Below are 26437 nucleotides of genomic sequence, written 5' to 3'. Positions count from 1 at the left end.
CCTTAATAAGATTAACGGTTAAACATTTTCTCAGGGTGAACAACGGTTGAACGATAACCAGGCTCGTGCTTTGTCAGGGTTTTCACTTTAATTTCAACTTTGATTTCATTGGTTTTAGGATCCACTTCGGTAATCCAATGTTCAGGAGCCTTATCCCCCTCCAATAAACCTGCTGAAGCTGATGCCATAAACATGGTCTTATGATCGGGTTGCCATTCAGTAATAGACGTGATTGGGCTATACCATTCATAACCGCGGTCTTTACCGTATTCCCACGTTTGTTGAACGGTCATCTTCTTCATATCAACTTTGTATTCAACACCACGAGAATACTTCATTGATGGCATTGCAGGCTGTTCTAAACCACGACCATCACCGTTGTCGAACACTGTTACTGTGCCACGGTCAACAACAGGCCATGCCGTGTGTTGTGTCCAAGTCCAGTCAAAGTCGCCTTCACAACCCTTGGCATCACATTTCAGAGGATTGTTTTTCGCATCGACAGGTTTTAGCACCTTACTGGCAAGCTCTTTTTTCCAACCTTCTGGAGTGCCTAAAATCCACTTAACTTGGTCATCACGGCCAATTTTGATTACTGCAGATTGATGTCGAGAACTGATGATAATGCTATCGTCAACTGGATCGTATCCGATGGAGTTAACGTGTAACCAGTTACGACCTGTACCAACACCAGCAACATCACCGTAAGGTTCATTTGCTAATTGTTCGGAGGTCATTGTTTGACCATTCTTAGACATGTCGACGTTTAGACAAACCGCCCCCATGTCTAATGATTTCAGAACGGTGTCGCGCATTGGATCAAGAATTTTGTTAAAATCCCAAACTTTAACTACATCACCGTTTTGATCCACTTCAATCACATGGTCACGAACGGTATCAACCCTCAACCCTTCGGGAGTCACATAGTCACGTTTACCAACGCGCAATAAAAGATTGCCATTGGGCATTTCGGTAACTTCGTGGGAGAAGCCATTGAAGCCACGCGGTAATTCACGTTTGAAAATTGGCTTACCAATAAAGTCATACTTGGCATAGTAAGGCGTTAAGAACCCTTGGTTCATTTCAAACATCAACCCTTGACCAAATACCAATTTGCCATCGCGGGTTTGTTTGAAACCCATAGACCCACCTGGACGATCGTAAATAACATCACTATTCATATGCCAACGTACATCACCATTGGTATCGATGATATTTTGTGTTGGGATCCAGTCCCAGTGATCTCGAATATTCGGTGGAATTACTTGGCCATCTACGAGGTAGAAGCGGTCTTCAAAACCCATAGCAACTTTTAATGGCTCATATTCATATTGAGTACGATCTGCACCATCAATATGTAAATGTGGCAACGCGCTCGTGCGGATTTTATATTCTTCATTAACACGTTTTCCAGCCATCATATAACTGACTTTAACTAAGTTAAGGTGGTCTTGATACATACCAAATACAGGAATACCATTATGCGTATCAAGCTGACCTTTCCCTACGGGATACTTAATATCAATTCCCTTTTTACCCTTACCTTTTACAGTAACAGCTACATCAGAAATTGATTTTCCACCCAAATCAATAACGGCAACCAATGGACTAAATTTGTATGGGTCTACATACACATGGCCTAATTGTCCTTGAACAACCGCAGTTGAACTTGTTCCAGGTAAATCGCCACCAGCTAATGCCTGAGTTGAAACACCCGCTAATGATACTGCTGATGACATCAGCATTAAATAACATAACTTTTTCAGTTTCATATTTGTCACCATAGAATTAAAGTTTGTATTGCACAGAATAAAAAATAGCGTCTTGATACCCTTGTTTACCTAAATTATTTTCTGCATAACGATAACTTAGATTTAAACTCAAATTTTCAGTAAAACTCCAATTAACAGAAAACTGACCGTTAAAACCAAAATCTTTACCATCACCGGCCATAATCAAGTATTCATCATCACGAGCAAAATAATGTTCTTGCCACCAACTTAATTTAAAGTTCTGATCGAAAACATTGAGGTTTTTACTCAACATTACGTAAAAATAACCACCATTAAAACCACCTTCAAAGTCCTTATCAAAAGCTTGATAAGTGGCATCGACATAATGACCGGCTAAAGCAACCTGTAGATAATAATCATCGATATCTTTATCCCAGCTAATACCTAATAAAGTGTTTGTTTCTCCCCACTTAGGTTTGCTTTTATCAAATACTTGACCATATAAATTCCAATCGCTATCTCCCAGATTAATTTGGCCGATTAAATTAATCTCAGTCCCATACATAGCATTGTCATCAGGATCTTCAAATGTCACATGACCATATAAATCGCCATATTCATTAGCTGTAAAACCTTTAACCTTAACAAATGGATTATTATCCTTGGCCTCACCAAAATAATCAGATGCTTTGGATTGCCAATCCATTACACCAGCCTCGACAGCTAACATTGCTGACTGTGAAGACGCTGAAAACAAAGCTGGAAAAAGTAATAAACAAGATAATATTTTTTTCATGTTACCCCCTATTCGACATAAACAATTATTCATTTTGAAAAGGGTTATTTTTTGACGTCGGTCACACAAAAAATAACATAATCTTTTTTGTTTAAAAATTTGAAACAAAATCATCATAAAATAAAAATTTATTTTAACGAGCTAACGATCACAATTTTTAAACCGAGAAAAGAAAAGAAACACATAAACAATTATGATTAAAAAAATTTAATAATAGAGTATTAATGGCATGGACAAGCTAGAACATGCAAAGATTCGGGAGGCTATTTTGGACAGAGCAGAGGCCATCATAGCAAAAAAAGGAGTTATATCCTTAAAGATTTCAGACTTCACTAAAGGCCTAGGCATATCTACAACTTTGTTTTACAGTCTTTTCCAAACGAAAGAGGATATTTTAGTAGCACTTACAACTAGAGCTTTTAATCAGACACTTACAATGCGATGGTGGATTAACTTTAACGATAATAGTGGACTTGAAAAATTTATTGCTTATATTTTAGAAGAGATAAAATTTACAGAAGAACACTCACTCCATAGTGCAATTTCAACCATTTCTTGTAATAGGTTAATATTTAAAAATGCTAATTCAGTTCACTTGAAAGAATTAAATCACTTAGCAAGAGAATATTGGGAAACGCCTATTCAACTTCTTATTCAAGCAAGAGAACAACAGGAAATTCAGGCAACAGACGAACAAATTAACCAGCTTTGCCATCTTTTATGCACCTATCTTAGAGGCAGAGAAATGATAAACAACACTTATACTGGCAAGGAATACTCTGAAGAGTTACGCTTTGATAATGCACGCTTTATTACACAATTACTAAAAGAATTATGCCCTAACCACAGTATCAAGCCTCAAACTCTTCGAAATGCCCAAGAATTACGTAGAAAACTTTGTCGCTGAAACCAAACTATGACATAGCAGTATAGCCAGAAACAATTACTTAGCTAAATCATGTAACCATACATTGACATAAAATGTACCCATAGTCTGACAAATAGGAACAGCCACAAAATAACTCAAGTGAAAAATGTAACTTTACTACAAATGACTATTAAACCTTTGCAAACTGACAATTGATCTAAACAGTATTGGTTGTATTGCTAATCTAGCCACCAGTGAATCAAAATGGGCATTGAAAAGTTGCTTAACTGAGTATCCAGCATTCGTTACTAGCGACCTATCTTCTTAAATCTAGATCTTGCGCAAATTTCTTAGCGGTCTTTAATGACTCTCTATCTGTGAATTGTTCAACTGTAACTGTGGGGAGCAATAAGTTTGATACTAAAATGGCAGCGATCGCATAGTTGCGCTGCCATTTCTAAATCGAAATTGCCCCAAAGCAATTTAGCACTCCATTTTTAGACTCCGCTTTAATTCCATTTATCCATGAGATTTTATAATCCATATGTGTTCAATTAAGCGCACCATTTCCTAAAATTTAAGTGTCTATTCATCACAACCTGAGGAGGTTTGTATGGACGCTTGGAATAAAGGTCATCCCATGGGCCAAAAACGACCTTTTAAATTGGAAGAGATTTGGCGCATTCGCACTCGGTTAGAGTTAGAGCATAATATTGCAGAGTTAGCGTTACTTAATTTAGCGATTGATTCAAAATTGCGCGCTTGTGACTTACTGCATTTGCAGGTTCAAGACATTACCTCTGCAGGCATCATCAATTCGCGAGTGCGATTAACACAGCGTAAAACCCACCGTGAAGTGCAGTTTGAAATTACGCCACCAACCCAACATTGTTTGACCTCTTGGTTACTTGAACAGCGGCTCACCGCAGAGGATTACTTATTTCCGAGCCCAAGATGTGCTCATCAACCGATGAGTTACAGTTATTACCGCGCTATAGTCAAAAACTGGGCGCGTCAGTTAGGCCAAAATAGTGAATTATACGGCACGCATTCACTGCGCCGAACCAAAGCCACGCTGATTTACCGCCGAACAAAAGATATTCGAGCGATTCAAATTTTGCTTGGCCATGTCAAGTTGGATAATACCGTCCGCTACTTGGGTGTTGAGATTGAAGATGCACTGCGAATATCTGAATCCATTGAAATGTAAGTGTACCAAGGCAATAGGGATGGTTAAACCATCCCTATTGCCTTGGTGTAGCGGTATTGCGTCTTAAAAATAATCCGCTCATTCTCGATGAGAGAACATGATTACCCCCCCGATTTCAAAAATAAAATAAAGTGTTTACTCTATGTTGCCAAGATGTGTTTATTTTCGTATTGTCACTTGACAAAAATAGGAACTAAAACTAAAGGGAATGCCATGTTGCCGCTATGGACGCAGCGCTGTAAATCATCTTTTGCCGCTTTAATATTACTATGTGGACTGGTTGGCGTAGCACCGAGTGAGGCGGCGCTGACGAAACCCGATGCCGAGATTGATCCTGTATTATCGAGTATTCCTTTACCTATAGAAATACCTTCTCTTTCCGGTAGTCGATATTCGTCAAGTGTCGAATTACATTGGAATATAGGATGTGAAGTCACTGCCGTTAATATCCAGGAATCTACCAACGGTAGCACATGGGGCAGTGTTTATAGTGGGCTCGGTAATGCCGATAATGGTGTATCATTAATGTCAATGGCATTGGCCCCTGCACTCGATAATGTCACTGGTACTGTGTGCCCTACTAGCTGGACAAGTGCTCGTTATATCAATTTATCGGGTAAAACGCTCCCAGGTTATTACTACCGTATCAATGCCTGCAAAGGTTCATTGTGTAGTGCCTACAGCGCAAGTACGCTTGTTGGTACCGCACCAACAGGTGGCACCCCCTCTCAGTCATCAACCCTAGCCAGTATTGCGACCATCCCGGATGCCAGCAACTCGTTAGCGTCACCTGCGTTTGATGAATTAGTCGGCGAAATTCAAGGACAAGCGACGGTTGATGGTGGCGCGTTTTCTTACACCGTGCCGCTAACAGTCGCGCCGGGGCGAAATGGTATGCAGCCCTCGCTATCACTTAATTACAGTAGCCAAGCCGGAGAAGGCTTGGCCGGAATGGGCTGGTCACTGTCAGCGTATTCCAGTATTTCACGCTGTAGCCAAATCTATGACTTAGATGCAACCGCAAGCAATGCAACTTACAGCAGTAATGACAAGTTGTGCTACAGCGGTAGTCGACTTGTGGTGACGACAGCCCCCAACTCCAGCGTGCGGGGTGTTTACGGGGCATTAGGTACGTTCTATAAAACGGAGCGTAATTCCACTGTCATTATCGAACAGCTCGGTGGCGCGCTCAACACGAGTTCAGTTTACTTCAAAGTGTATGAAGCTAATGGTACCTACCATCTTTTAGGGGGCGATGTTAATAGTAGGATTACCCCTGTAGGCATTAGTGTTGCGTCCTCTTGGTTGCAACAACTCACGCAAGACTCGCATGGAAATGAAGTCACGTATTTTTACGATACTTCTTCAGCAGGGAATCGATACCTTCAAGATATTTATTACACCGGCTATAAAGGCACTCAGGGTTCGCGCAGCGTGCACGTTAACTATACGGCTGTGCCTGCAGAAACCAGTTACCACTGGGGTGGCTATAGCATTAACAATAAGCGCATGAGTAGTATAGATGTACTGATTGATGGTGGCGTAAAAGCGCAGTGGCTATTCAATTATGCGCCCCTCTCTCCAGCAGCGCGTAACGATGCGGCGAGACTTGCCAGCTTATCTTACTGTGATGGTACTGACCCCAGCCAATGTCTGAATACCGATTTTGGTTGGTTTGAGCGTATTTATCAGCATAACTTGATAACAAATCATGCGCTTGCCTCCATTAATGACAATTACACCGTCGGTTTGGCTGTGCGCAAAGACAACGACTATGACGGTGATGGCGTGGCGGATTTATCGATTCCATTAGATGGTATCTATCTTTCTCGGGGTGGTAGAAAGGTCAGTTATCGAACTTTGCCATATAAGAGTGCTGAAAACTGGGCCGGAGACGTTAATGGCGATGGCGTTCCCTCTGCCAATGAATACAGTACCAATGTGGTCAACGGTGCCATTGATTATGACCTTGATGGGGCCGATGATTTTGTCTACACCGATAATAATTCACAGTTAATCATCACCAGTTTACAACCTAATGGCAGCATAAAGCGTGCCTATGCCACTGGCATTAATGCCACGTGCTATGCTTCAGTATCTCAAATGCTTGGAGATGTATTTTGCACTAGCCATGTCATGGATTTCGATGGGGATGGTCGCAAGGACATTCTATTAGCCACCAACAAGCAAGCCGGTGTCGGTAATTTCACTATCACCTATAAGGCTTACCAGCGTAAAGCTGTGGGTGATGGTTTTGATTATCGCGGCAGTTTCAGTGTCAGCGCTGCAGAGCCGTTAATTCCCATCGATGTGGATGGTGATGGCGTGCCAGATTTAGCGCCAAGCCAATTTAATTCAACGCTAAAATGGTACAAGGTTGTCTTTAACCGTGCGAATAACACGGTTTCATTTATCGAGAAAAACCAAACCTTTGCCATTAGTGTCAATACGCTGTATCGCGCCACCCCCAGTCGATGGGTGGACTTTAATGGTGACGGGCTAAGCGATATTTTAACCCTGCACAAAGTCAAAAGTACCGACAACTTTTTTACTCGTTACATCATTATTAACAAAGGGGCCGGATTATTTGAAGCGCCTTATAACACGGGAATGAAAGAGCTCGCCTGGACTGTTGATGGTGGCAAGATTGCCGAGGACCCTCTCCATGGAGGGCCAGCAGGCTATGTGCATGAGCAATTTATCCAATTTGTCGATTATAACGGCGATGGCCGCCAAGACATTCTGTATCCTGATAGATTTCGTAAAAAATATACTTACGAATGTTGGGCCTGGAGCACTAATGAAGCGTGTGCGGCGGTAGATGGGGCTTCTGCGCCAAAATTTTATGAATATGATGTGTGGTACTGGAACGTACTGCTCACCAACCCTGATGGTAAAACCTTTACCGATGTGCAATTACCGATTTATGGCGCGTTAGCAACACTATCACCGATTGATTTAACGGGCGATGGCCGCGTCGATTTTGTCTCCGGGGTGGGTTTTGAGTCGGATGCAGTCAAGCGCACTTGGTTCTATGGCCGTAAGCAAGGTGGCAAGCCAAGCAGTTATCCGGTTGGATTTTTGGCTTTTGCCCATGCTACGACACAAGATACTGTTATCAATAGTGTTAATACTGGCATGGGGCAGAAAATTCAACTGGATTATGCTCAGTTGAAGCAACGTTATAGTGTTGCTGAACCGACATTAAATTATCCTTATGTTTACTTCACCAACACCATGCGAGTGGTGTCAACCTTAAAGAGCGATAATGGGGTTGGCGGGGTCGATACCACCCAATACAGCTATAAAAATGCCCGTTTTCATGTCGCAGGCCGTGGTTTTCAAGGTTTTAGCGACATCATTGAAACCCGCTCCGATGCGCTTAATAGTGAAAGCATCACCACTCTGACTCAATTTGAACAAACCTTCCCTTGGTCCGGGATGGTGAAGAACAAAAAAGTCACCGATGGAAATAACCGCATTCTTAGTCAGTATTTAGTACAGAAAAATTCCCCTTTATCCAGTAGTTATGTGGTCGGCCAAAGCGCGTGTTTTTACCCTCAAGAAAGCACGACCACAAAATGGACTGTTAACCCAAGTGCCAGAGTTTCAACGGTCAAAGAGACCACACTTAAAAATGCCCACTGCCAAGTGACCTCAAACACGGTTACCAGTGAAGACAATACGGTGCTGCATACTCAAACTACTAACCAAGCTTTTACGAATAGTCTCGGCTGGTTAATGCCGACGGTGAGCAGCACCAATCAAACGGTAGCCTATAAAACAACCCATGAAAGTGTGGTGCTTAATCCCGCGAACACCGCAACGGGACAAAGAGTCACTCATACCTATGGTACCAATGAGCAGGGTGTAATGGCGCTCACATCGACTAAGGTCGAGGGTATTGGCTCCTTAACTGGCACTGGAAGTACGACGCAATTTAGTGCTTATGACCCCTATGGGCATGCATTAAAAACCACGGTCGGTGACCGCTATACCCAAGTCTCCATGAGTAATGATGGTTACTTTGTGTATCAAACATTTAATGCCCAGTGGCCGGGCGTTGCGTCGTCAACAACGCAATACGACCCCTTGACTGGTGCAGTGCTCACCTCGATAGATATCAACGGTGTGACCACCACCAATATCGTGAATTTTATCGGCAAAATCACCAGCAGCGGCAGCAGCGCTAAAGGGGCCACAGTCGTCACGCCAACCGTGTATAGCAGTATGGAATGGTTAACTGGCAATTATGCCTACAGCGTCACACAGCGCAGCAGTGGTCAACCGGAAACCATCGTCTATTTTGACAGCTTAAATCGAGAGGTGAAGACCGTTACGGCTGGATTTGCTGGGGATATTATTACCGAAAAACACTATGACGTTAGAGGCAATTTGGTGAGCGAGACTAGGCCAACCCAATCCTATGGGACGGCTGAAGTCGTGCAATATCAAGGCTTTGATGTATTGGGCCGACCCAGTCACAAGTTATATGACGACGGCATGGTCTCCTATCAATCGCAATACACTTATGTTGTTGATGGTGATGATGATGCTGGTATTCGAACCGATATCAATGTCTCGGGTGATTTTAATCTCCAAATGAGTCGCAGCTATAACAGCTTGGGCCAACTGCTGAGTACAACCGATGCTAAAGGGCATCACAGCTATTTTGCTTATAATGCCGCCGGTTTACCGGTGCTCATTCAAGATGTGCTCGGCAGTCGTATTACAGCGCAATATGATGATTTGGGGCGCAAGGCATGGTTTGATGACCCCAATATGGGTAAGTGGCGATTCAGTTACAACCAGTTTGGTGAATTAGCTACCCAAACTGATGCGCGTGATCTCGTCACCACGTTTACCTACGACAAGTTGGGCAGACAAACAAAGCAAACCAATACCCAAACTACACGCACTTGGGTGTATGACACCACGGTCGGTAATGGCAAATTATATCAAGCCAGTGTTACAGGGCACACGCAAACCCACAGTTACGATCCCGCGGGGCGAATGATACAAACCATCACGCAAATGGGCGGCCTTAACTTAACTGAAAAGTATGCCTACGACAGTCAATTTGGTCGCCTCAAGGCCATGGCCTTCCCCAGTGGTGAGCATGTTGCTTACCGTTTCAATGATAACGGCTATCTGATTGAAGACTATCAACGCTTTACCGATGGCAGTGAATTGTCTCTACGCACGGTTGAGGCATACAGTGCCTTAGGGAGTATCAACCAGCAACGATTCAGCAACGGTAAGATACAACAATTCTTCCGCAATGAAGCGGGCTCTCCACTTTCGATTTGTACCAGTAATAACGGCAGTTGTAGCACGGTCGGTATTCAGTATCTTAACTATGACTACGATGCTATGGGCAATCTGGTTCGGCAAGAAAATGCCATCACCCGCTTTGCAGAGGATTATAGCTACGATGAACTGATGCGGGTCGATAATTCCACCAAAACCGTTAAAGGCACCACGTATGCGCCTATCAATTATGACTATGATGCCGCGGGGAATATTCTGGTCAAAGGCGATTATGGCAGCAGTTATCTCTATGGTAACGTGGGTAAAGGTTTAGGGGGTAATGCAGGCCCCAACGCGATAAGACAGTTTATTCGCGGGGGTACAACCTACAACTTTACTTATGATAACAATGGTAATCGGTTAATTGGCGATGGGGCGACCTTAACTTACGATGACCAAAACAAGCCGTTAACTGTCGTACGTAATGGCACTACCAGTACCTTTAGTTATGATGCGAATGGTCAGCGCTATAAACAGGTTAAGCAGCAAGGTAGCAGCGTTACGACAACCTACTATGTGGGCAGTTTTGAACGTGAGGTGAGCAGCAGTGCCACCATCGATAAGACTTACATCGGTGACCACACCATCAAGATGAAAGCCCATGTAGGGAGCTTAGGCAATCAATCACCATTTCAGCATGTCTTAAGGGACCACTTAGGCAGTGTCGATACCTTAATCGATGGGCAAACCGGCGCAGTTCTGCAATACCGGGGTTATGATGTGTTCGGCCGGCCACGGGATATTGCCGCAGGCAATGTATTACTGACGGCCTGGCAAGGCGTGACTAAGGGCTACACCAATCACGAGCATTTGAATGAGCAGCAGTTAATTCATATGAACGGCCGGATATACGACTTTAATGTCGGCCGCTTCTTAAGTGTGGACCCGTTCTTGCAGTTCCCCCAGAACAGCCAGAGTGCGAACCCGTATTCGTATATCCTCAATAATCCGATGAGCGGTGTAGACCCAACAGGTTATATGTCGGAAGACATAGAGGAAGATATCTCTGGTAAAACATTTGAGAAAATGGAAGTTTTTAAGGATGGTAGCGTTCACATTACTGCTGACGGGCAAACCTATAATGTAACATCAGTTTCTGTTTCGAGTGGAGACAGCAATATTTCACTCTCATTTACAGGAAGTAAAGGTGGTACTACGAATGTAGGTAAACAGAATGTCGCTAAGAATGGTATCAGTGGGAGTCACATGGAAGTAACTGGATCGAGTGAATCTTCAAAGCTCACCAACTCATCGATTCCCACAAGTGATGTGCTCGGTACTGCAGATGCTGACAAGAGGGCCACTGAGATACTTGACGCCTTTGGTAGCGATACCAAGGAACAAGCAATAGTGGTTATGCGGGATGGAACTTCAGTGCCTCCATCGTCTTGCACTAATAAGGGGTGTTCCTTCGACGTGGATCCATCAGAAGTGCTTTTTAGTGCACATACGCATGTCAAAAGTGATAATCCGCATTCTGGAGTTGCCAAATTGATAACTGAAAAGAGGGAAATGCCTGGCCCGGGTGATCATGCATTTCCTGTTATTAGTGGTGCACCAAACTACATTTTAACCCCTAAGGGGGCGATTAGGGTTCTTGAGTTTAAGAACGGAAACTATCAAGTCAGAACATTGAGAGGGGCTGCAGTGCCTCCCAATTGGTCACCTGCTGATGCAACCCCATCAAACAGCGAAATTAAGAGGGCATTGAAAAGATGATTAACCCAAGATTAGTATTCCTATTTTTAACATTGCTGCTGAGTTCAATTATGCATATGAGAGCGCAAGGTTCAGAAGCGGAATTACAAAACAACCAAGGTGCAGTTGCTGTGTCTATTTTTGAAGTGCTCACTAACCCAAATAAATTTCATAGTCTCGACATAATTGTAACAGGTGTATATAGGTTTGATTTGGATTTAGCAACGCTATATCCGAGCAAGGAATATTTGGTAGAAGACGTATTTAGTTCATCAATAAGTTTGGAATTACCTGCAGGAATATCTCCAGATAAGCTGGAAGCCCTGATGGAGTTAAATGGTCAGTTTGTACGAGTTTCGGGTACCTTTGATGCCCAAAATAGAGGCTATTCTGGTTTTAATAAAGGAACAATCGTAAATGTTAAAGAAATAGCAAGGAGCTCAAAAAAACTTAACTAAAAATAAATGGGGGTCAGGGTCAGCTCCGAATTAAACGGGCGCGCGGTAGTGTTCAAATTTCTGTGTCATTTCTTTAAGCTGTACCCAAAAGAGATGATTTATGACCACACTCACTTTTGATATGAGGTAAAGACCTTACGGGCAAGGATGGCTTTGATTAAGCCACTCACCAACAACACTTTTGTCATTCAGCCCCATTTCCTAGAGGCTTTTTCTTGCCTAAAACTGGGCAATTTGACCAGCGGCTTGGGCAGTCGTTGCCAGTAGAAGCGTTCAGTCTGTAACAGCCGTGTGGGCGATTTGGTGCAGCGCCACCAAACTGATGACACTGACGCAATTGATCGCTTCTGCTGTTTATGGGTGATCACTTCTACTGCTTTGAGCTGCTCAGTCTGCTGCAAGTGTTGACAAAATGAGTTTTAGAAGATCATTCGCTTTAGGATGGCTTGTTCATCGGTTTTAATACTAACGTTCAATAGTTGCCTTACAAATATTAATCCGAAACTAATGGACTAGAGTAAAAAATCTATCACGCTTTTGTCCAAAAGTGAGTTTTATAAAGTTTACTCTGACCCCACTAATTTTTTATTTGAGTGTAAGAGTCATTAAATTGCTTTACTTCAAAGACATATAAAATATAAGGTTATACTCATCAATAACTTAAACGGTCGGTTTTTCGGACGAGCCGTTCACTAAACTTTATAAAGCCCATTAATTTCGGCGCTTACTGAAAGAATGGATATATGAGCGATTATCAAGATTTATGTGAAATGTATGGGCGAAGTGCGAGCGATCCAGATTTTATCGATGATTTAATCGACGGGAATCCTCGTGGAGGTGATTTTCATGTAGAGGACTTTGACTGGTTTAAAGATAGTGAAGATAAAAATCACTATCAATTGCTCATGGATCAAATAAACAGCATAGATACAATATTAAACCTCCAAGTACCTGTAGATGCGAAATTTAGCTTTCTAGTAATGATTCATGCTCATGTTGTTTCCTCTGTGGAGGCCTATTTAGCTGGAGTTTTTATTCATGAAGTTTGCAACTCAGAAACATTAACTCGAAAACTTATTGAAACAAACCCAGAGCTTTCAAAAAGGCAATTTACACTTGGTGAATTATATCAAACTAAGGACAAGCTAAAGGCAACTGTTGCTACATACCTTAAAGATTTGATTTTTCACGATCTAAAAAAAATAAAACCAATGTATGAGTCAGTTTTAGGGCATCAATTTTCTGAGTTGTCATGGTTGTTTCAAGCTGTGGCAGTTCGTCATCATTGTGTACATAGAGCTGGTTACGACAAGGATAATAAGCAGATCGATGTCTCAGTTGACTCCATTAATCGTTTATTGAACTCAGCTATTAGTTTAGCTGATGACATTGATCATACAATATGTGAAATTCATACTTAAGGCTCATATAACAAGCAACTGCAAGCGTCACATTTTACTACGCGTTTCTGTGTAGATATATGTGTTTAGATATAGGGGTCAGTGTAAATTTTAATAGATACCCATTATTAACTAAACCCACTACCTATTTTTAGACCCTTTGCATTAACGCATTAGTGTCCAAAAATCGTGTTGGTGAATCAGATTTGCCTAGTCTGATTCACACGCCGAACACTGTCATTTTACGCAGGCTTTGGACTAACGCGCTTTTGCCCCATTATCATTTAGGGTAAAAATTCACTCACATCCTGTTTATGCGAATTTGCCTTAACAAATGTTATCGAATGTGACGTGTGAATACTGAGTGTATTGGTTTATTCCGTAGCCACTACAACATGTCCAGCACGCTAAGAACTGTAATAGCTAAGTTACTAACAGCCAGTTTTCAAAATTAGTTACAGAAACCATATCAAACAGTTAGAATGAATTTATTTAAGTGGGTAGGGTAATGGATGTACTTAAGTAACTTAAAAACTGAAGGTTTTCGGTGTTTTGGAAAAGAGTTTAACGTCCAATTAGCAGGCGGGTTAAATGTGATAGTTGGTGAAAATGGCGCAGGTAAAACGGCAATAATTAGCGCTATTAGGCAGCTTTTTCACGATTCTGAATCAGGTAGATATAGCATTACTAGCGATGATTTTTTCAGCCCTTTTGTCGCTGGAGGCAAAAATGCTTCATCGCTCTCTATCAGCGCTGAGTTTGATGGGTTAGACGCAGCAGATAAAGTTGCGTTTCTTCCCTGGGTTGGAGCCTCTAATACTGCGCTGTTAAACCTGCAAGCTGAAAACAAGGAAGTTCGGGGGCGATTCAAAAAGGTTATTTGGGGAGGGATATCTAGAAGCTCCCAGTTTGATCCTGAGCTACTAGATCTTGTTCAGTGTATTTACCTTCCACCACTAAGAGACGCTGAGGCAAACCTATCAAATGGACGCCAATCTAGGCTATCAAAGCTTCTAAAAGCTCTAAATCGTAAACAGTTAAAAGAGTGTAAAAGAGACACTAAACTTCATCCTCTTGAATCTAAATTGAAAGAATTCAATGAATCATTGGCTGATGACGGCAAATTAGGGATTAAAGAAGCTAGTAAGCTAATAAATGAAAATTTGACCAAGGCAGTTGGGCATTACTTTGGGCAAAAAACCAACATCCAATTTGCGAAAAGCGATTTTACTAAAATTGCTGAAAGCCTGACCTTACTCTTCTTCCCGGACTTATCTGTAAAAGATCAGGAACTGTTCCGTGAGCTCAGTCAAAATAGCTTGGGCTATAACAACTTGCTTTATATTGCGTCAATTTTGGCAGAGCTAACGCTTGATGACGAAGATGAAGACCAACCACTTTTCAAGCTATTACTTATTGAAGAACCAGAAGCCCATCTTCATCCTCAGCTGCAAATAAGGCTGTTAAATCATTTAAAATCAGTGGCGGAGGAGAATAAAAATGTTCAAGTAATTGTAACTACACACTCTACCGTTTTAGCCTCTTCTGTAGACCTTGAATCGATCATTCATTTGTCCAAGTCACCAGCCCCAGTAGCAACTCCTCTGCGTACCTGTGGACTTCCTAAAACTAGCGGTCAGTTCATAAACCGATGGTTAGATGTAACTAAATCAAACTTATTGTTTGCTCGTGGTGTAATCCTTGTAGAAGGGATTGCTGAACAAATGATCATTCCAGCCTTGGCAGAAATAGTACTGAAAGAACAAGAAGTAGGACGCCAAAACCTTGAAGATTTAGGCATCTCAGCAATTAACCTAAACGGAATTTATTTCAATCATTTCATGCAGTTATATTGTAATATTAATGGCGAGAATGATGAAGAAAGGAGCTCCTGGAATAACATTCCTATTAGATGTGCTGGCATCACAGATTTAGATCCACCGAAGAAGCAAACAAGGCAGATTCCCGATCCGAAAGATACAAATAAAACAAAAGAAATCGAAGAGGATTTCATGCCCTATGAAGGTCATATGAAAGACGGGACTAACCATGCCATCAAACTAGTTGATTCCATCAATAAATCAACCAATGCTCGGCTATATGTGAGTAATTACAAGACTTTAGAATATGACTTAGCTATGGAAGGAAACAATGCTGCGTTAATGTCTGAAATCATCGCTTCTCTGTGGCCTAAGCCAAAAAATGGAACGAGCAAAATAGTTGAACATTTTACACAGCTAGCTTCGATAGACTGGACAAAAAAATCTCCAGAAGATGTCGCAGTAATGGCTCACAACATTCTAAAAAGAATTGACGATGATAAGATTGGGAAAGGGATTTTTGCTCAAGTGCTCACCGAAAAAATTCAACGTGAGGGCCGCCCTTTTGCTGCCCCTAAATATATCAGGGATGCAATTCTGTGGGCTTCATCAATTGATGTTGCTGAGGAAAGCTAATGGCTGTTGAATTTACTGATGAGCAACTCGCTTATGTGCACTCAAGCATCGAAGATAACACCTTTTTAGAAGCGTGTCCTGGAAGCGGAAAAACTGAAGTAGTTGCAGCAAAGGTTGCTAAGGAAATCGATGCTTGGGAGAAGCATCCAGGTGGGCTTGCTGCACTTTCGTTTGCAAACAGCGCTACAGAAGAGTTAGCAAGAAGAGTCTCAAAGTATCTACCCAAAGGTCAGAGCCAATTCCCCCATTTTTTAGGTACATTTGACAGTTTTATCTACAAGAATATCGTCTCGCCACTATCTACTGATCTCACGGGTTATGTCGGACAAAATGGAGATGCGTCAATACGCATTATTGAGCCAAGTGCGTATATAGGGTATCGAACTGAAAATGAAATTTCAGAACGAGGGCGAATAAGTGCCCACCATTACTCCTTTGACCCGATAAAAAAGAAATTTATTTTTGCAACTGCAGACCAAAAGCTAGATAGAGCCCTTAATTCAATTGCCTTGGAAAAGGCGCAAATACAAGACTTGATCACTACCAAGAAAAAAATGCTCAGAGGCGGATTTGCAACCTATCAAGATATTGAATATTTAGCCTATAAAGCACTGAAGCAAAAGGAGTTTAACTGCTATTTTTCTTTGCTTGCAGTACGCTACCCACTAATTATTATTGATGAGTGTCAAGATCTATCAGAATTACAACTAACAATTGTAAAACTACTAGCCCGCAATGGAACAAGTCTCCACTTTGTTGGGGACCTTCATCAAGCAATTTATGGCTTCCGTAAAGTTGAGCCCAAAAAAGTTAAACAGTTTGTACAAGATAATAATTTTAATTGCTTGTATCTAACAAGAAATTTTAGAAGTTGCCAAAACATCGTCAACCTATGTGCAAAGCTAACTGGTCGTGACAATATAGTTGGCAACATAACTTGGCTTGAACCAAGGTGCTTAGTGCTCCAGTATGACAATTGCCCTACAGAACTCATAAGTTCTTTTGAGGAAAAATGTGATGGGTTTGAAAACAACGTTGTTGTGTCAAGAGGCCACTCCATACTGAACAAATTCCAGACTTCTGTTGCCAAGCCAAACAACATTCAGAATCTAGCTCTCGCTGTTAAGCTATATAATCCCGATAATATGGAAGCTCTAAATCAGTCTTTACAGCACTTCTCAGAGTTTCTTCGTTATCACTTAAAGGAAAGTTACAAGCCAAACAGTTTAAATTGCCCTCAATCTATTATCTCTAACCTTTCATGGCGCAAGTTTTTATATGGTGCATTAAAATATTTGACCAGTAACTCTTTACATAATTTTGATGTTGAGTGGTCAAGCTGGACAAAAAAAGCAAAGGTATTAATCCGAGCTCTCCCAAAGCAGAGCTTTTGTACTGAAGCTATTGCAAGCACATTAGCTCCGTTGAAAAACGTAAACTTAATTTCTCCGACCGGCTCTTCCAAGCTTGAAGTTGCGCCATCATTGGCTGTTACTAACAAGCCATCTTTGCAGTTTGCAAAAGGAACTATTCATGGGGCGAAAGGCGAAACCCACTGTGCCACCATAGTTATATCATCTGCTCGCCCTGGAGGTGATTCTCATTGGAAAGATTGGCTCAAAGACCCTGATAGCGAGGCTGCTAGATTTGCTTATGTTGCATCATCAAGGCCGAGAGAACTTCTGATTTGGGCAGTAAAAACGCTGAAACCACCAGAAAGGCAACAACTAGAGTCGGTTGGATTTACTATTGTGTAGTGGATAAGGGAGTTTAGTCACCACATGTATGCTGATCGTATGGTTGCAATACTAGAAGTAATCCGAATAGTCAAAATGCTCTATGGATCGTAACTCACAATTGTCCCAAAGCTTACTAGAGATTGATCAATATTTATTGTCACTTCTACCGTCTTGTTGGTAGTGATTTTCATCAAATTTGATAAAACTTTAGCTTTTTAATGGCTATGAATAGCTTAAAAAGGCACTTTTCCACTCAAACAATTATCCAGCGAAAATTGGGGCATTGCCAATAAAAAGCCTCTTCCTACATAGGGTAAGAAGAGGCTTTTACTGCCTATCCGGCAGTTTACTGTATTAACATAAACGTCGAAACGATTGTTTTTATTTTCAGCTGCCTTTTCGGCAGGTCACTAATACATCGCGGCATTCTCACGTTTAGTATTATTTTCAGCTGCCTATTCGGCAGGTCACGTTAACAACCAATCACCATTCTCTTGTTTTTCATTTTCAGCTGCCTATACGGCAGGTCACTATACACTTATAAAATAAACCTATATAAAATCAATTACAAGAGTCAAAATTAAGCTAATAACCATATAATTGCTCACATGAAATTATTCTTTACAATCAAAATGTTACATGAACCATAAGATCCAAAGGTCAAATCTTATCTACAAGACAAGATAGCTCCGGTACTGTTCCATTTTGTTGTTGATTGCTTGCAAGTCCATAGCTACTAAATAATGGTTCAGTTTGCTCCTTTGATAATATTTTCTGTATATGAAGAAGGTAATCTTGCTTATTACTACCGCTGCTGATTGCTATACGATGAAAAGTGTAAAACTCTCTTGGCTGAGTATTTTTTTTAGGATTAAATGTCTCATCTCGAGTTAACGCTCGTTTTTCCAAACGTTTTAAGCGTCTGCGAGCCTCACCAACAAACATCTTTGCAATTGCCTGATTACGCTTAAACCTTACTTCTATACAATCACTAGGCACAATTTCAACGTTACCAAGGCTAAAAAAGCCACATTCTTTCATATATTGAAAATAGGATTGTTGCTTCAGCTCACTCAATACAATTTCATCAGAATGAACAAAAGCAATGACATTCCCGATAGAAGCGTCTGACCAAGCAGGAAACGTCACCCCAAGACCTTTAATTTCATGTTTGCAGATATACCCATGCATAACTGAGATACAACGCCCCATTAGCAGAGCCAAGTTTGCTTCTCGTGGTAAGAAACGCACCATAAAATAGTAGCGCTGCATATTATGCCTTCTTCGTTTCGGCTTTCTTCTGGAACATACCACCCTTTATCAGGACAGCAAAAAGATAGTAAATATTAGGATGAATTGAATGCCCTGACTCTGCAGCCTGTTGATTGAGTTCAGCTAAATACAGCTCAGTATTTACAAATAAAGTATAAAAACTCAGTGCAGATTCAGGTGAACGTCGTGCAATACCCAGCTCTTTGTCCGCACCGTACTCATGTACTCGTAACCGTTTAACATCGTCCTGATCCCACCAACTATCAATTGATTGAATAGCCGCACCTATCTTGACCGAATTAAAACTCACCGCATAACGACCATCAGTACATTTAACCTTAGTAAACTGTTTTGAAGTTTCACCTTCTGCAGACTTTTCACCAAAGGTTTGGCTTGGGTAGATCTCTTGGCAAAAGACAGTCTCAATTTTTGCCGTAATATCAGCGTTCCAAAATACATTCGGATCAGTCAAAGCTAAGTGCATCTCTTTACTTAATTCATCAAGAACAGTCCGAGCTTCATCAGACCAAATATTCCAAGCTAACTGCCTCGTATTACTTATTTGATAACACTTTCCCGTACTGGTTTTAATATCTATTTGAGTGTTACCAGAGTTTTGATTACGCCAGAGCCAAGTTCCTAACAGCAGATTTTTACAAAAACGGGTCGCCAGCTCTTGGTAACCGTCGCACTCCTTAAATGCTGCCGACAACTTTTCAAGCAAAGTAAAAACTTCAGGATCGCTGCAGCCAGAGGGTTTGAGCGAGTTAGCTTGTACTCTTAGCGAGAAGCGGCAATAGATGTGTCCTACATTTGGCGGAACATAACATTCCTCAATCGTTAGAGGATTACAGTGTGTAAGGTCCTGGGGTGCTAAGTTTTTCGACTTAAATTGAGGATTAAAAGCTTCAGTGAATCCAGCTTTTTGACCACGTATACGAGTGATTTCAGCTTCAAGAGGAACAAAATCAGAACCGGCCGTTTTATAGAAAAATACCGCCTTACTTGGGTAGAGGGATCGGTCATACTTTAAAACATTGCATAGCTCCATAAACCTTCCTTAAATCCGTTTCATCAGCATTGAATGCTCTTTTGCCTCTAACATCCAAAACGCTCTCTTAAAATAGTTTATTTGCCCCTGTAACCTTATCTCAATTGCCGATGCACACTCAACTACGCCAAGCGCTGGTTCAGCATAGCAATGCAAAGGCTCTAGGCTACCTACTCGGCTAACGGGTTCAGTCAATGGTAAATAGCCAACCATAGTGGGACACAGCGATGAATTTTTATCCAACAAAAACAGAAGATCACTAATATTACCCATTGAATATCTAGTCGGCATAATCCATTTTCCTGACATAGGCAGTCTTTTCAATGTTGAGAAAAGTTCAGCTTCGGATTGATAAAGCTGGCACCACGCACCAACAGCATCTAACTCGGGAGGATGCATTACTCCACCGGCAAAGTTCGCCGGAAATCTTGCTTTCAACATTTCAGTTTGATTATCTAAGATAGCTAAATCGTCTTCATAACCATCAATATGAATGACAAGATCAAACACTAAATCACAATGTCTATTATCAATTATTCCAGCTCGTCTAAATTGATTATCTTTCGATCCTTGCATACTGTACTCAGGCAGTTTTTTGCCCGAGACAGATGAGTACTGACGAATAAACCACGAAAATGAGGTTAATCGAAGCTGAGTACCCAAGCCTTCATTTAATCGCCGCTGGTAGTTATGCATCATTCCCCAAACAGCTGTGAGAGAAGGAATACCAACACAATAGGGATTAGATAAAGCTTGGGCATCAAACACCCGAATACCTTTCAAATGTAAATATCGCTGGAAATGCTCATCCTCAGCATCTTTTTGTAGCAAAGGTTCTTTATAAGCCAAATGAGTTAACAACCATTTCAAGCTATTTCGAAGATAGGGCATCAATCTCTGGTGAAAGGCATACTGACTTATCGTTGCAGAATGCGACATCACCGAATTTAATCTACCGAACAGAGGCATCAGCAATTCAGGTAATAGCTCATTCTCAAAGGTTAAAAACTGATACTCTAATGAGCCATTAATAGGCTCAAGCTCACTAAAATTTCTCGGTCCTTCTTGGACCTCAAATCGCCATTCCAACATTGGCGCAAGCCACTCAGATAATATCTCTCTTATCTGTTTAAGACAGGAGACTTTTTGCTGCCTGCGTTGCTTTAACGCCAATGCTGAGGAGCTCGATAACAGCTCATCCAATGCCTTGATAAACCTGCGCTGTGACAATACATTTAGATTCAATACATCCTGACCAGATAAAACCCTAGCCAGTAAATTGTCGCTTAATCCGTAAGTTTTTTTATTAATACGAGGCGGATAATTCAGAGCTTTAACATTACCGCCAAGAGATGCGGCTAGCTCACTGACTGCCGCGGGACGAATAAACTCAAGACTGGTATATCGGCCCTGTTTTTTGATTGCTGCTTGTTGGAGTTCAGACTGAAGTGCATGGCTTACAACGGGGGTAATCGCTATATATCCATCACGGAATGGCATTCGAACCTGTACGGAGTATTTATCGACTCTATCTGGGCTTAACTCCTCAGGTAAAAAACGCTTCACCCTGCCGCAAACATTCATAAAATCTTTAACAGGCATGCCAAGTTCTTGAAAAGCCTCTTTCCAGTGTTTTGGTGCTTCACACATTAACGTTGCAAGGCAAGTTACTTTACCTTGCCAAATAAACTGGCAGCCAAACAGCTTGGCAAAATTGACTTTAGCACTGTCATGAGACCACCCTAAAGTACGCTGGCAATTAGCGCTACTCAGTATATTGGGATGTAATTGAGGACTGGGGGCAACGAGCCTTTGTTTACTGACCCGAATATCTGGGTACTTGAGATTATGGGTATGCAGCCATTGTACTTCGTCAATGCAAACATCAATATGGGTTTGGTTGTTAACCGTTGTTCTAGCTAACCTTTTATCGAGTAAGTCATCCACCAACTTTTTCGGATAGGTAAGATTAAGCAAAATAATTAGGGCAGAGCTTTCCTCGCCAGTCACATCTAACGGTTCTGTATAAGCAGCAAATGCACGCCTCAACGCTGCCGAACGTGCTTGAACATCTTCAATATCTAGCAGTTCTCGCAAATGTAAATTCTTTACCATGCCGATAAGTACATCCCCTGTCTATCACTACCAAAGCTACTTTTATATTCGATCACTTGCCTTAAATAAAATACAGCTGTGTGAGGGTCAATCCGCTGCTTCATTTTTTGTCTAAACGCCGACGTTAATATCCCATCTTGATGAAGCCGATAAACCTGCTCTTGGGTTGTTGATAGTAAAACCGCCGTTTCTGCAACTGTCACTAGCGTATCAGCCACGTTAGGTTTTTTCGATTTTGGATGTAACTCAACTAATCTTTGCAAATAACGCATTAAAGCAACATAGATAAAATGTGGCTCTTTATCCTCTGGATAAAGACATCGTGAATGCAAAATCAACTCACCAAAAATAAACCGAAAAGCAGTACGATTAAATAGCTCTATCAGCCTTAGTTCAGCACCTTGAGTCACTTTATCCAGTTCTTGATAAAAGTTGTCAGGCCAGTTATCAAAATACTCAATTGCATCGCTAAAAGAATTGTCATTACTTCCACCATGACGCTTTTGGTACCAAAGTAGAGCCGCAAGTCGGTGAGTCGCAGATGTTTCATTAATAAGTGGATTTGTAGAGGTAACATCACCATTGATAAGGCTTCGCGCTAACATGAGATCTGATTGTTTGGCGCTAATAACTGCTGCTTTTGAAAGCTCAAATCCACATGAACAATAGCTAATCGATTCTTTCTCGATGTAGTTGAGCTTTGCTTTGCATTCTGGGCAATGATGGATCAACGCGCACTCATGCTTGGCACAGGCAGTATATGGTTTTAAATGCCAAACTTGCCGAATATAAGGCTCATCCTTTAAGCACTCAGGGCAAACGGGCACACTCTCGACATCATCCTCATTGGCATAACGGATAAAGCTCAAAGGAATATCGATACCATTACGATGCACTGCAACGCTAGACCCCATAAAGACTCTGTTAGATCTAAATAGGGCTATTTTCTCCAGTTCATGAGGAGGTAAACCAAGAAGGGACTCAAGCAAACTCAGTGCCCTCATCCTAAAGTGGCTATTGTGCTTGGCATGATAAATATTGAGGCGTTTTAGCTCGATAGGAAAAGCCCCATGTGCCTCAAAATCGAGCTCATGTAGCTCTTCTCTGATCGCCAAACTGAGCTGCTGATAAGAATCAAAAAAGTTCTCTGAAACGATTCGAAGCAAATAACTTTCAAGCGACTCATCAATGAATGCACGCGCTCTAGGGGAAAATAAAAATGCCATCACCCACCAAAAACTAAGTAATTCTTAGTTTGACGATAAGGTTATGCCGAAAAAATAGCAAGTTAATCCTCCAAATTTTACCTTCCATAACCTTTAACTCATGCAGATAACTGGCTCAAAAATTTGACCTATTACCATAACATAACGCAAATTTGCTGCTATGATGAGGCCAATTTTTTAGCCGCCAAATGCTAAGGCTCCTGCCTATATCCAAGCGGCTCATATCAAGTGGCCCATACCCCGCTTGATTCGTGATATTGAATACAGAGAGATTAAATGTTAACAGGCAAAATACGTAATCAAATCGACCAAGTGTGGACTATGTTCTGGACTGGCGGTGTCGCCAACCCTATCTCTGTGATTGAGCAAATCTCTTATCTGTTATTTATCCGCCGTTTAGACGAGCTTCAGCGCACCGCAGAGCGGCGCGCGCAGGCCACGGGCATTGCTGTGGCTAACCCCATTTTTGGCCCTGATGAACAAGCACTGCGCTGGAGTCATTTTAAAGATAAAGATCCTGATGTGATGATGGACATAGTCCAAAATCAGGTGTTTCCTAAAATCAAAAATCTTCACGATGAAGGCAGCTTTGCTGAGCACATGAAAGATGCCATCTTTATGATCCCCTCCGCTAAGCTGCTATCGCAAGTGGTCGATTTGCTCAATGCCATCAACATGGACGACAAAGACACCAAGGGCGACTTATACGAATATCTATTAAGCAAATTGCAACAATCGGGCGTTAACGGCCAGTTCCGCACCCCGCGCCACATTATTCAAATGATGGTCGAGCTGATGCAGCCAAAACTGGGCGACACCATTTGCGACCCTGCATCTGGTACCTGTGGCTTTTTAATGGCGGCGCTCGAATACGTTGAACACCGCTACAAGCAAGAGGTTAATAAGCCTGCCAATCGCCAGCACTTTAATAATGCCATGTTCACCGGCTTTGACTTTGATAAAAGTATGCTGCGCATCGGCGCGATGAACATGCTGCTGCACGGCATTGAAAACCCAACTGTGCTGTATCGCGATAGTTTACAAGACCAAGGCGATGCCAATATTCGCGAAGCCTATAGCTTGATTTTGGCCAACCCGCCCTTTAAGGGCTCGGTCGATTTTGACATTATTGCGCCGGATTTACTGCGCGCGCTGGGTAAAAACCCTGCCGCCAAAAAAGTCGCGCCAAAGTACAAAACCGAAATCGATGCAGACGGGGTTGAAACCCAAGTTGAAGTGAAAGCCAAGGGCCCGACTGAAAAGTCCGAACTGCTGTTTTTAGCGCTGATTTTACGCATGCTTAAAGTCGGTGGCCGCGCCGCGGTGATTGTGCCAGACGGGGTATTATTTGGCTCAACCAAGTCCCACAAAAGCATTCGCGAAAAACTGGTTAACGAGCAAAAGCTTGAGGCGGTTATCTCGCTGCCATCGGGGGTGTTTAAGCCCTATGCGGGGGTGAGCACCGCAATTTTAATCTTCACCAAAACCAACTCCGGCGGCACCGACAAGGTGTGGTTTTACGATATGCAGGCCGATGGGTACTCGCTGGATGATAAACGTTCGCCACTGTTTAAAGACGGCCCAGATGGTAGTCAAGGGCAGCCGACCCACGAGCAAAGCAATATTGCCGATATTATTGCCCGCTTTACCAGCTTAACCAATCCCGATGGCACGCCGAACTTTGCCAGCCCTGAGTATAAACGCAGCACCACAGAGCAAAGCTTTATGGTGCCAGTGGCACGCATTACCGCCAATGACTGCGATTTAAGCCTGAATAAATATAAGCAAGTGGTGTACGAAGCAGTGCAATATGACTCGCCAAAAGACATTTTAGCGCGAATTAAAACCCTGCAAGAAAAAATGGCGACGGGTGTGCAAGAGTTGGAGAAATTGCTGTGATGAAACTTGTTGCTTTGGACGCAATATCTGAAATTGTGAGGGGAATTACTTTCTCTAAAGCTGATGGCTCATCAACACCAGAGAAAGGCCTATTACCTGTTATTCGTGCTGGTAGTATTCAAAACGAACTATTAATAGATGAAGGTCAAATTTGGGTTCCAAAGGAAAAAATTAAAGAAAATCAGATTATCAAAAAGAATGACATCATCATGTGTATGTCTTCTGGAAGTTCTAGTTTGGTAGGTAAGTGTGCAAAAGCGAGTGAGGATTGGATTGGATCTTTTGGAGCTTTCTGTTCTGGTATAAGGCCTGATATTACTAAATGTGTTCCTAGCTATCTCTATTATTTCTTATGTTCACCAACTTTTAGAAACTGGTCTGGAGCTTCAGATGGTGCGAATATTAAGAATATTAGGGTTTCTGAACTAGCAGAGTTCCAAATCCCACTCCCACCACTGGAAACCCAAAAGCAAATTGCGGGGGTATTAGAAAAAGCCGATCAACTGCGTAAAGACTGCGAACAAATGGAGCAAGAGCTAAACAGCCTCGCCCAGTCTGTCTTTATCGAGATGTTCGGTGATCTTAGGGTAAAAGGACGTTATACAAAGAAAGTCTTTTTCAGTGAGATATTTAATATTTCAAGTAAATTAGTGGACCCCAAGTTAGAGCAATATGAAGATATGCCACATATCGGCCCTGAACACATTGAAAAAATCACAGGGAAAATACTACCGTATAAAACAGCAAAAGAAGATGGATTGATTAGTGGTAAATTTCATTTCAAACAAGGGTGTGTTCTGTTTTCAAAAATCCGTCCCAATTTGAAAAAAGTAGCAATTCCTAATTTTGATGGATTATGTAGTGCAGATATGTACCCATTGGAACCAGTAGATGGTATTTCTACGAAAGAATTCATTTGGGGATTAATTCTATCTCTTACATTTGATGAGTACCTACAGGTGTTGGCTTCGCGAGCTAACATACCGAAAATTAACAGGAAAGAGTTATCACTTTTTGAATTTTATCTGCCTAGTTTTAGTGACCAAAAACAATACTCAAGCCAGTTGATTCAAATTCAACAACAAATCGATATAAACAGAGAGCTGATGAAAGAAGTATCAAATAATTTCAACGCTCTAATGCAAAAAGCCTTTAGCGGCGAACTTAACCTTGCTAACGTGAAAACCTAATAAAATGTAAAAGGAA

General features: G+C 41.7%; 15 protein-coding genes. 9 read left to right on the top strand and 6 right to left on the bottom strand.

Annotated features, from left to right (window positions below):
- Positions 1-11: 11 nt before the first annotated feature.
- Positions 12-1772, bottom strand: a complete 1761-nt coding sequence (locus Q4Q52_RS07460) for an aryl-sulfate sulfotransferase (RefSeq protein ID WP_311905453.1) — start codon at positions 1770-1772, stop codon at positions 12-14.
- A 16-nt stretch (positions 1773-1788) separates the two neighbouring features.
- Positions 1789-2529 (bottom strand): outer membrane protein OmpK, encoded by a 741-nt coding sequence (locus Q4Q52_RS07455; RefSeq protein ID WP_311905452.1) that lies wholly within the window; start codon positions 2527-2529, stop codon positions 1789-1791.
- A 229-nt stretch (positions 2530-2758) separates the two neighbouring features.
- Here Q4Q52_RS07455 and Q4Q52_RS07450 point away from each other — a divergent pair, with 229 nt between their 5' ends.
- The 7 genes from Q4Q52_RS07450 (at position 2759) to Q4Q52_RS07420 (ending at position 17686) form a co-directional block, all read left to right on the top strand.
- Entirely contained in the window at positions 2759-3436 is a 678-nt protein-coding gene (locus Q4Q52_RS07450) for a TetR/AcrR family transcriptional regulator (protein ID WP_311990239.1), read from the top strand.
- 574 nt (positions 3437-4010) lie between these two features.
- A complete protein-coding gene (locus Q4Q52_RS07445; protein ID WP_311990238.1) occupies positions 4011-4607 on the top strand; it encodes a tyrosine-type recombinase/integrase in 597 nt (198 codons plus the stop codon).
- 213 nt (positions 4608-4820) lie between these two features.
- The gene (locus tag Q4Q52_RS07440) at positions 4821-11636 is read left to right on the top strand and encodes a SpvB/TcaC N-terminal domain-containing protein (RefSeq protein WP_311990237.1); all 6816 of its coding nucleotides are present in this window, start codon (positions 4821-4823) and stop codon (positions 11634-11636) included.
- Positions 11633-12073, top strand: a complete 441-nt coding sequence (locus tag Q4Q52_RS07435; RefSeq protein WP_311990236.1) for a hypothetical protein — start codon at positions 11633-11635, stop codon at positions 12071-12073. The genes Q4Q52_RS07440 and Q4Q52_RS07435 overlap by 4 nt, the downstream gene beginning before the upstream one ends.
- Positions 12074-12816: 743 nt before the next feature.
- On the top strand, positions 12817-13494 hold the full coding sequence (locus Q4Q52_RS07430; RefSeq protein WP_311990235.1) for a hypothetical protein: 678 nt from the start codon (positions 12817-12819) through the stop codon (positions 13492-13494).
- Positions 13495-13985: 491 nt separating this feature from the next.
- On the top strand, positions 13986-15929 hold the full coding sequence (locus tag Q4Q52_RS07425; protein WP_006087120.1) for an ATP-dependent endonuclease: 1944 nt from the start codon (positions 13986-13988) through the stop codon (positions 15927-15929).
- A complete protein-coding gene (locus Q4Q52_RS07420; protein ID WP_311990234.1) occupies positions 15929-17686 on the top strand; it encodes an ATP-dependent helicase in 1758 nt (585 codons plus the stop codon). The genes Q4Q52_RS07425 and Q4Q52_RS07420 overlap by 1 nt, the downstream gene beginning before the upstream one ends.
- Positions 17687-18328: 642 nt before the next feature.
- On the opposite strand, the gene cas6f is transcribed toward Q4Q52_RS07420, so the two are convergent.
- From cas6f to Q4Q52_RS07400, 4 genes are read right to left on the bottom strand one after another with little or no spacing between them, the layout of a single operon-like run.
- A complete protein-coding gene (gene cas6f, locus Q4Q52_RS07415) occupies positions 18329-18940 on the bottom strand; it encodes a type I-F CRISPR-associated endoribonuclease Cas6/Csy4 (protein WP_311990233.1) in 612 nt (203 codons plus the stop codon).
- 1 nt (position 18941) lies between these two features.
- Positions 18942-19991 carry a type I-F CRISPR-associated protein Csy3 gene (gene csy3, locus Q4Q52_RS07410; RefSeq protein WP_311990232.1) on the bottom strand — a complete coding sequence of 350 codons (1050 nt, stop codon included), beginning with the start codon at positions 19989-19991 and terminating at the stop codon, positions 18942-18944.
- Positions 19992-20000: 9 nt separating this feature from the next.
- A complete protein-coding gene (locus Q4Q52_RS07405) occupies positions 20001-22106 on the bottom strand; it encodes a type I-F CRISPR-associated protein Csy2 (RefSeq protein ID WP_311990231.1) in 2106 nt (701 codons plus the stop codon).
- Complete coding sequence (locus Q4Q52_RS07400; protein WP_311990230.1) at positions 22100-23332, bottom strand: TniQ family protein; 1233 nt, start codon at positions 23330-23332, stop codon at positions 22100-22102. Before Q4Q52_RS07400 ends, Q4Q52_RS07405 begins: the two co-directional genes overlap by 7 nt.
- Positions 23333-23608: 276 nt before the next feature.
- Between Q4Q52_RS07400 and Q4Q52_RS07395 the strand changes: the two genes are divergently transcribed.
- Together Q4Q52_RS07395 and Q4Q52_RS07390 are read left to right on the top strand one after the other, a co-directional pair.
- Entirely contained in the window at positions 23609-25231 is a 1623-nt protein-coding gene (locus tag Q4Q52_RS07395) for a class I SAM-dependent DNA methyltransferase (RefSeq protein ID WP_311990229.1), read from the top strand.
- Complete coding sequence (locus Q4Q52_RS07390) at positions 25231-26421, top strand: restriction endonuclease subunit S (protein ID WP_311990228.1); 1191 nt, start codon at positions 25231-25233, stop codon at positions 26419-26421. The genes Q4Q52_RS07395 and Q4Q52_RS07390 overlap by 1 nt, the downstream gene beginning before the upstream one ends.
- Positions 26422-26437 lie beyond the last annotated feature (16 nt).

Origin of the sequence: Shewanella sp. SP1S2-4 (genome assembly GCF_031932075.1) — a bacterium.
In the GTDB taxonomy this organism is placed as follows: Bacteria; Pseudomonadota; Gammaproteobacteria; order Enterobacterales; family Shewanellaceae; genus Shewanella; species Shewanella baltica.
This window is presented reverse-complemented; position numbering and strand designations above follow the sequence as displayed.

Bases quoted from the DNA above. Each gene is read 5' to 3' on its own strand.
- Q4Q52_RS07460 (WP_311905453.1), bottom strand. From the start codon at position 1,772: ATGAAACTGAAAAAGTTATGTTATTTAATGCTGATGTCATCAGCAGTA.
- Q4Q52_RS07455 (WP_311905452.1), bottom strand. From the start codon at position 2,529: ATGAAAAAAATATTATCTTGTTTATTACTTTTTCCAGCTTTGTTTTCA.
- Q4Q52_RS07450 (WP_311990239.1), top strand. From the start codon at position 2,759: ATGGACAAGCTAGAACATGCAAAGATTCGGGAGGCTATTTTGGACAGA.
- Q4Q52_RS07445 (WP_311990238.1), top strand. From the start codon at position 4,011: ATGGACGCTTGGAATAAAGGTCATCCCATGGGCCAAAAACGACCTTTT.
- Q4Q52_RS07440 (WP_311990237.1), top strand. From the start codon at position 4,821: ATGTTGCCGCTATGGACGCAGCGCTGTAAATCATCTTTTGCCGCTTTA.
- Q4Q52_RS07435 (WP_311990236.1), top strand. From the start codon at position 11,633: ATGATTAACCCAAGATTAGTATTCCTATTTTTAACATTGCTGCTGAGT.
- Q4Q52_RS07430 (WP_311990235.1), top strand. From the start codon at position 12,817: ATGAGCGATTATCAAGATTTATGTGAAATGTATGGGCGAAGTGCGAGC.
- Q4Q52_RS07425 (WP_006087120.1), top strand. From the start codon at position 13,986: ATGTACTTAAGTAACTTAAAAACTGAAGGTTTTCGGTGTTTTGGAAAA.
- Q4Q52_RS07420 (WP_311990234.1), top strand. From the start codon at position 15,929: ATGGCTGTTGAATTTACTGATGAGCAACTCGCTTATGTGCACTCAAGC.
- cas6f (WP_311990233.1), bottom strand. From the start codon at position 18,940: ATGCAGCGCTACTATTTTATGGTGCGTTTCTTACCACGAGAAGCAAAC.
- csy3 (WP_311990232.1), bottom strand. From the start codon at position 19,991: ATGGAGCTATGCAATGTTTTAAAGTATGACCGATCCCTCTACCCAAGT.
- Q4Q52_RS07405 (WP_311990231.1), bottom strand. From the start codon at position 22,106: ATGGTAAAGAATTTACATTTGCGAGAACTGCTAGATATTGAAGATGTT.
- Q4Q52_RS07400 (WP_311990230.1), bottom strand. From the start codon at position 23,332: ATGGCATTTTTATTTTCCCCTAGAGCGCGTGCATTCATTGATGAGTCG.
- Q4Q52_RS07395 (WP_311990229.1), top strand. From the start codon at position 23,609: ATGTTAACAGGCAAAATACGTAATCAAATCGACCAAGTGTGGACTATG.
- Q4Q52_RS07390 (WP_311990228.1), top strand. From the start codon at position 25,231: ATGAAACTTGTTGCTTTGGACGCAATATCTGAAATTGTGAGGGGAATT.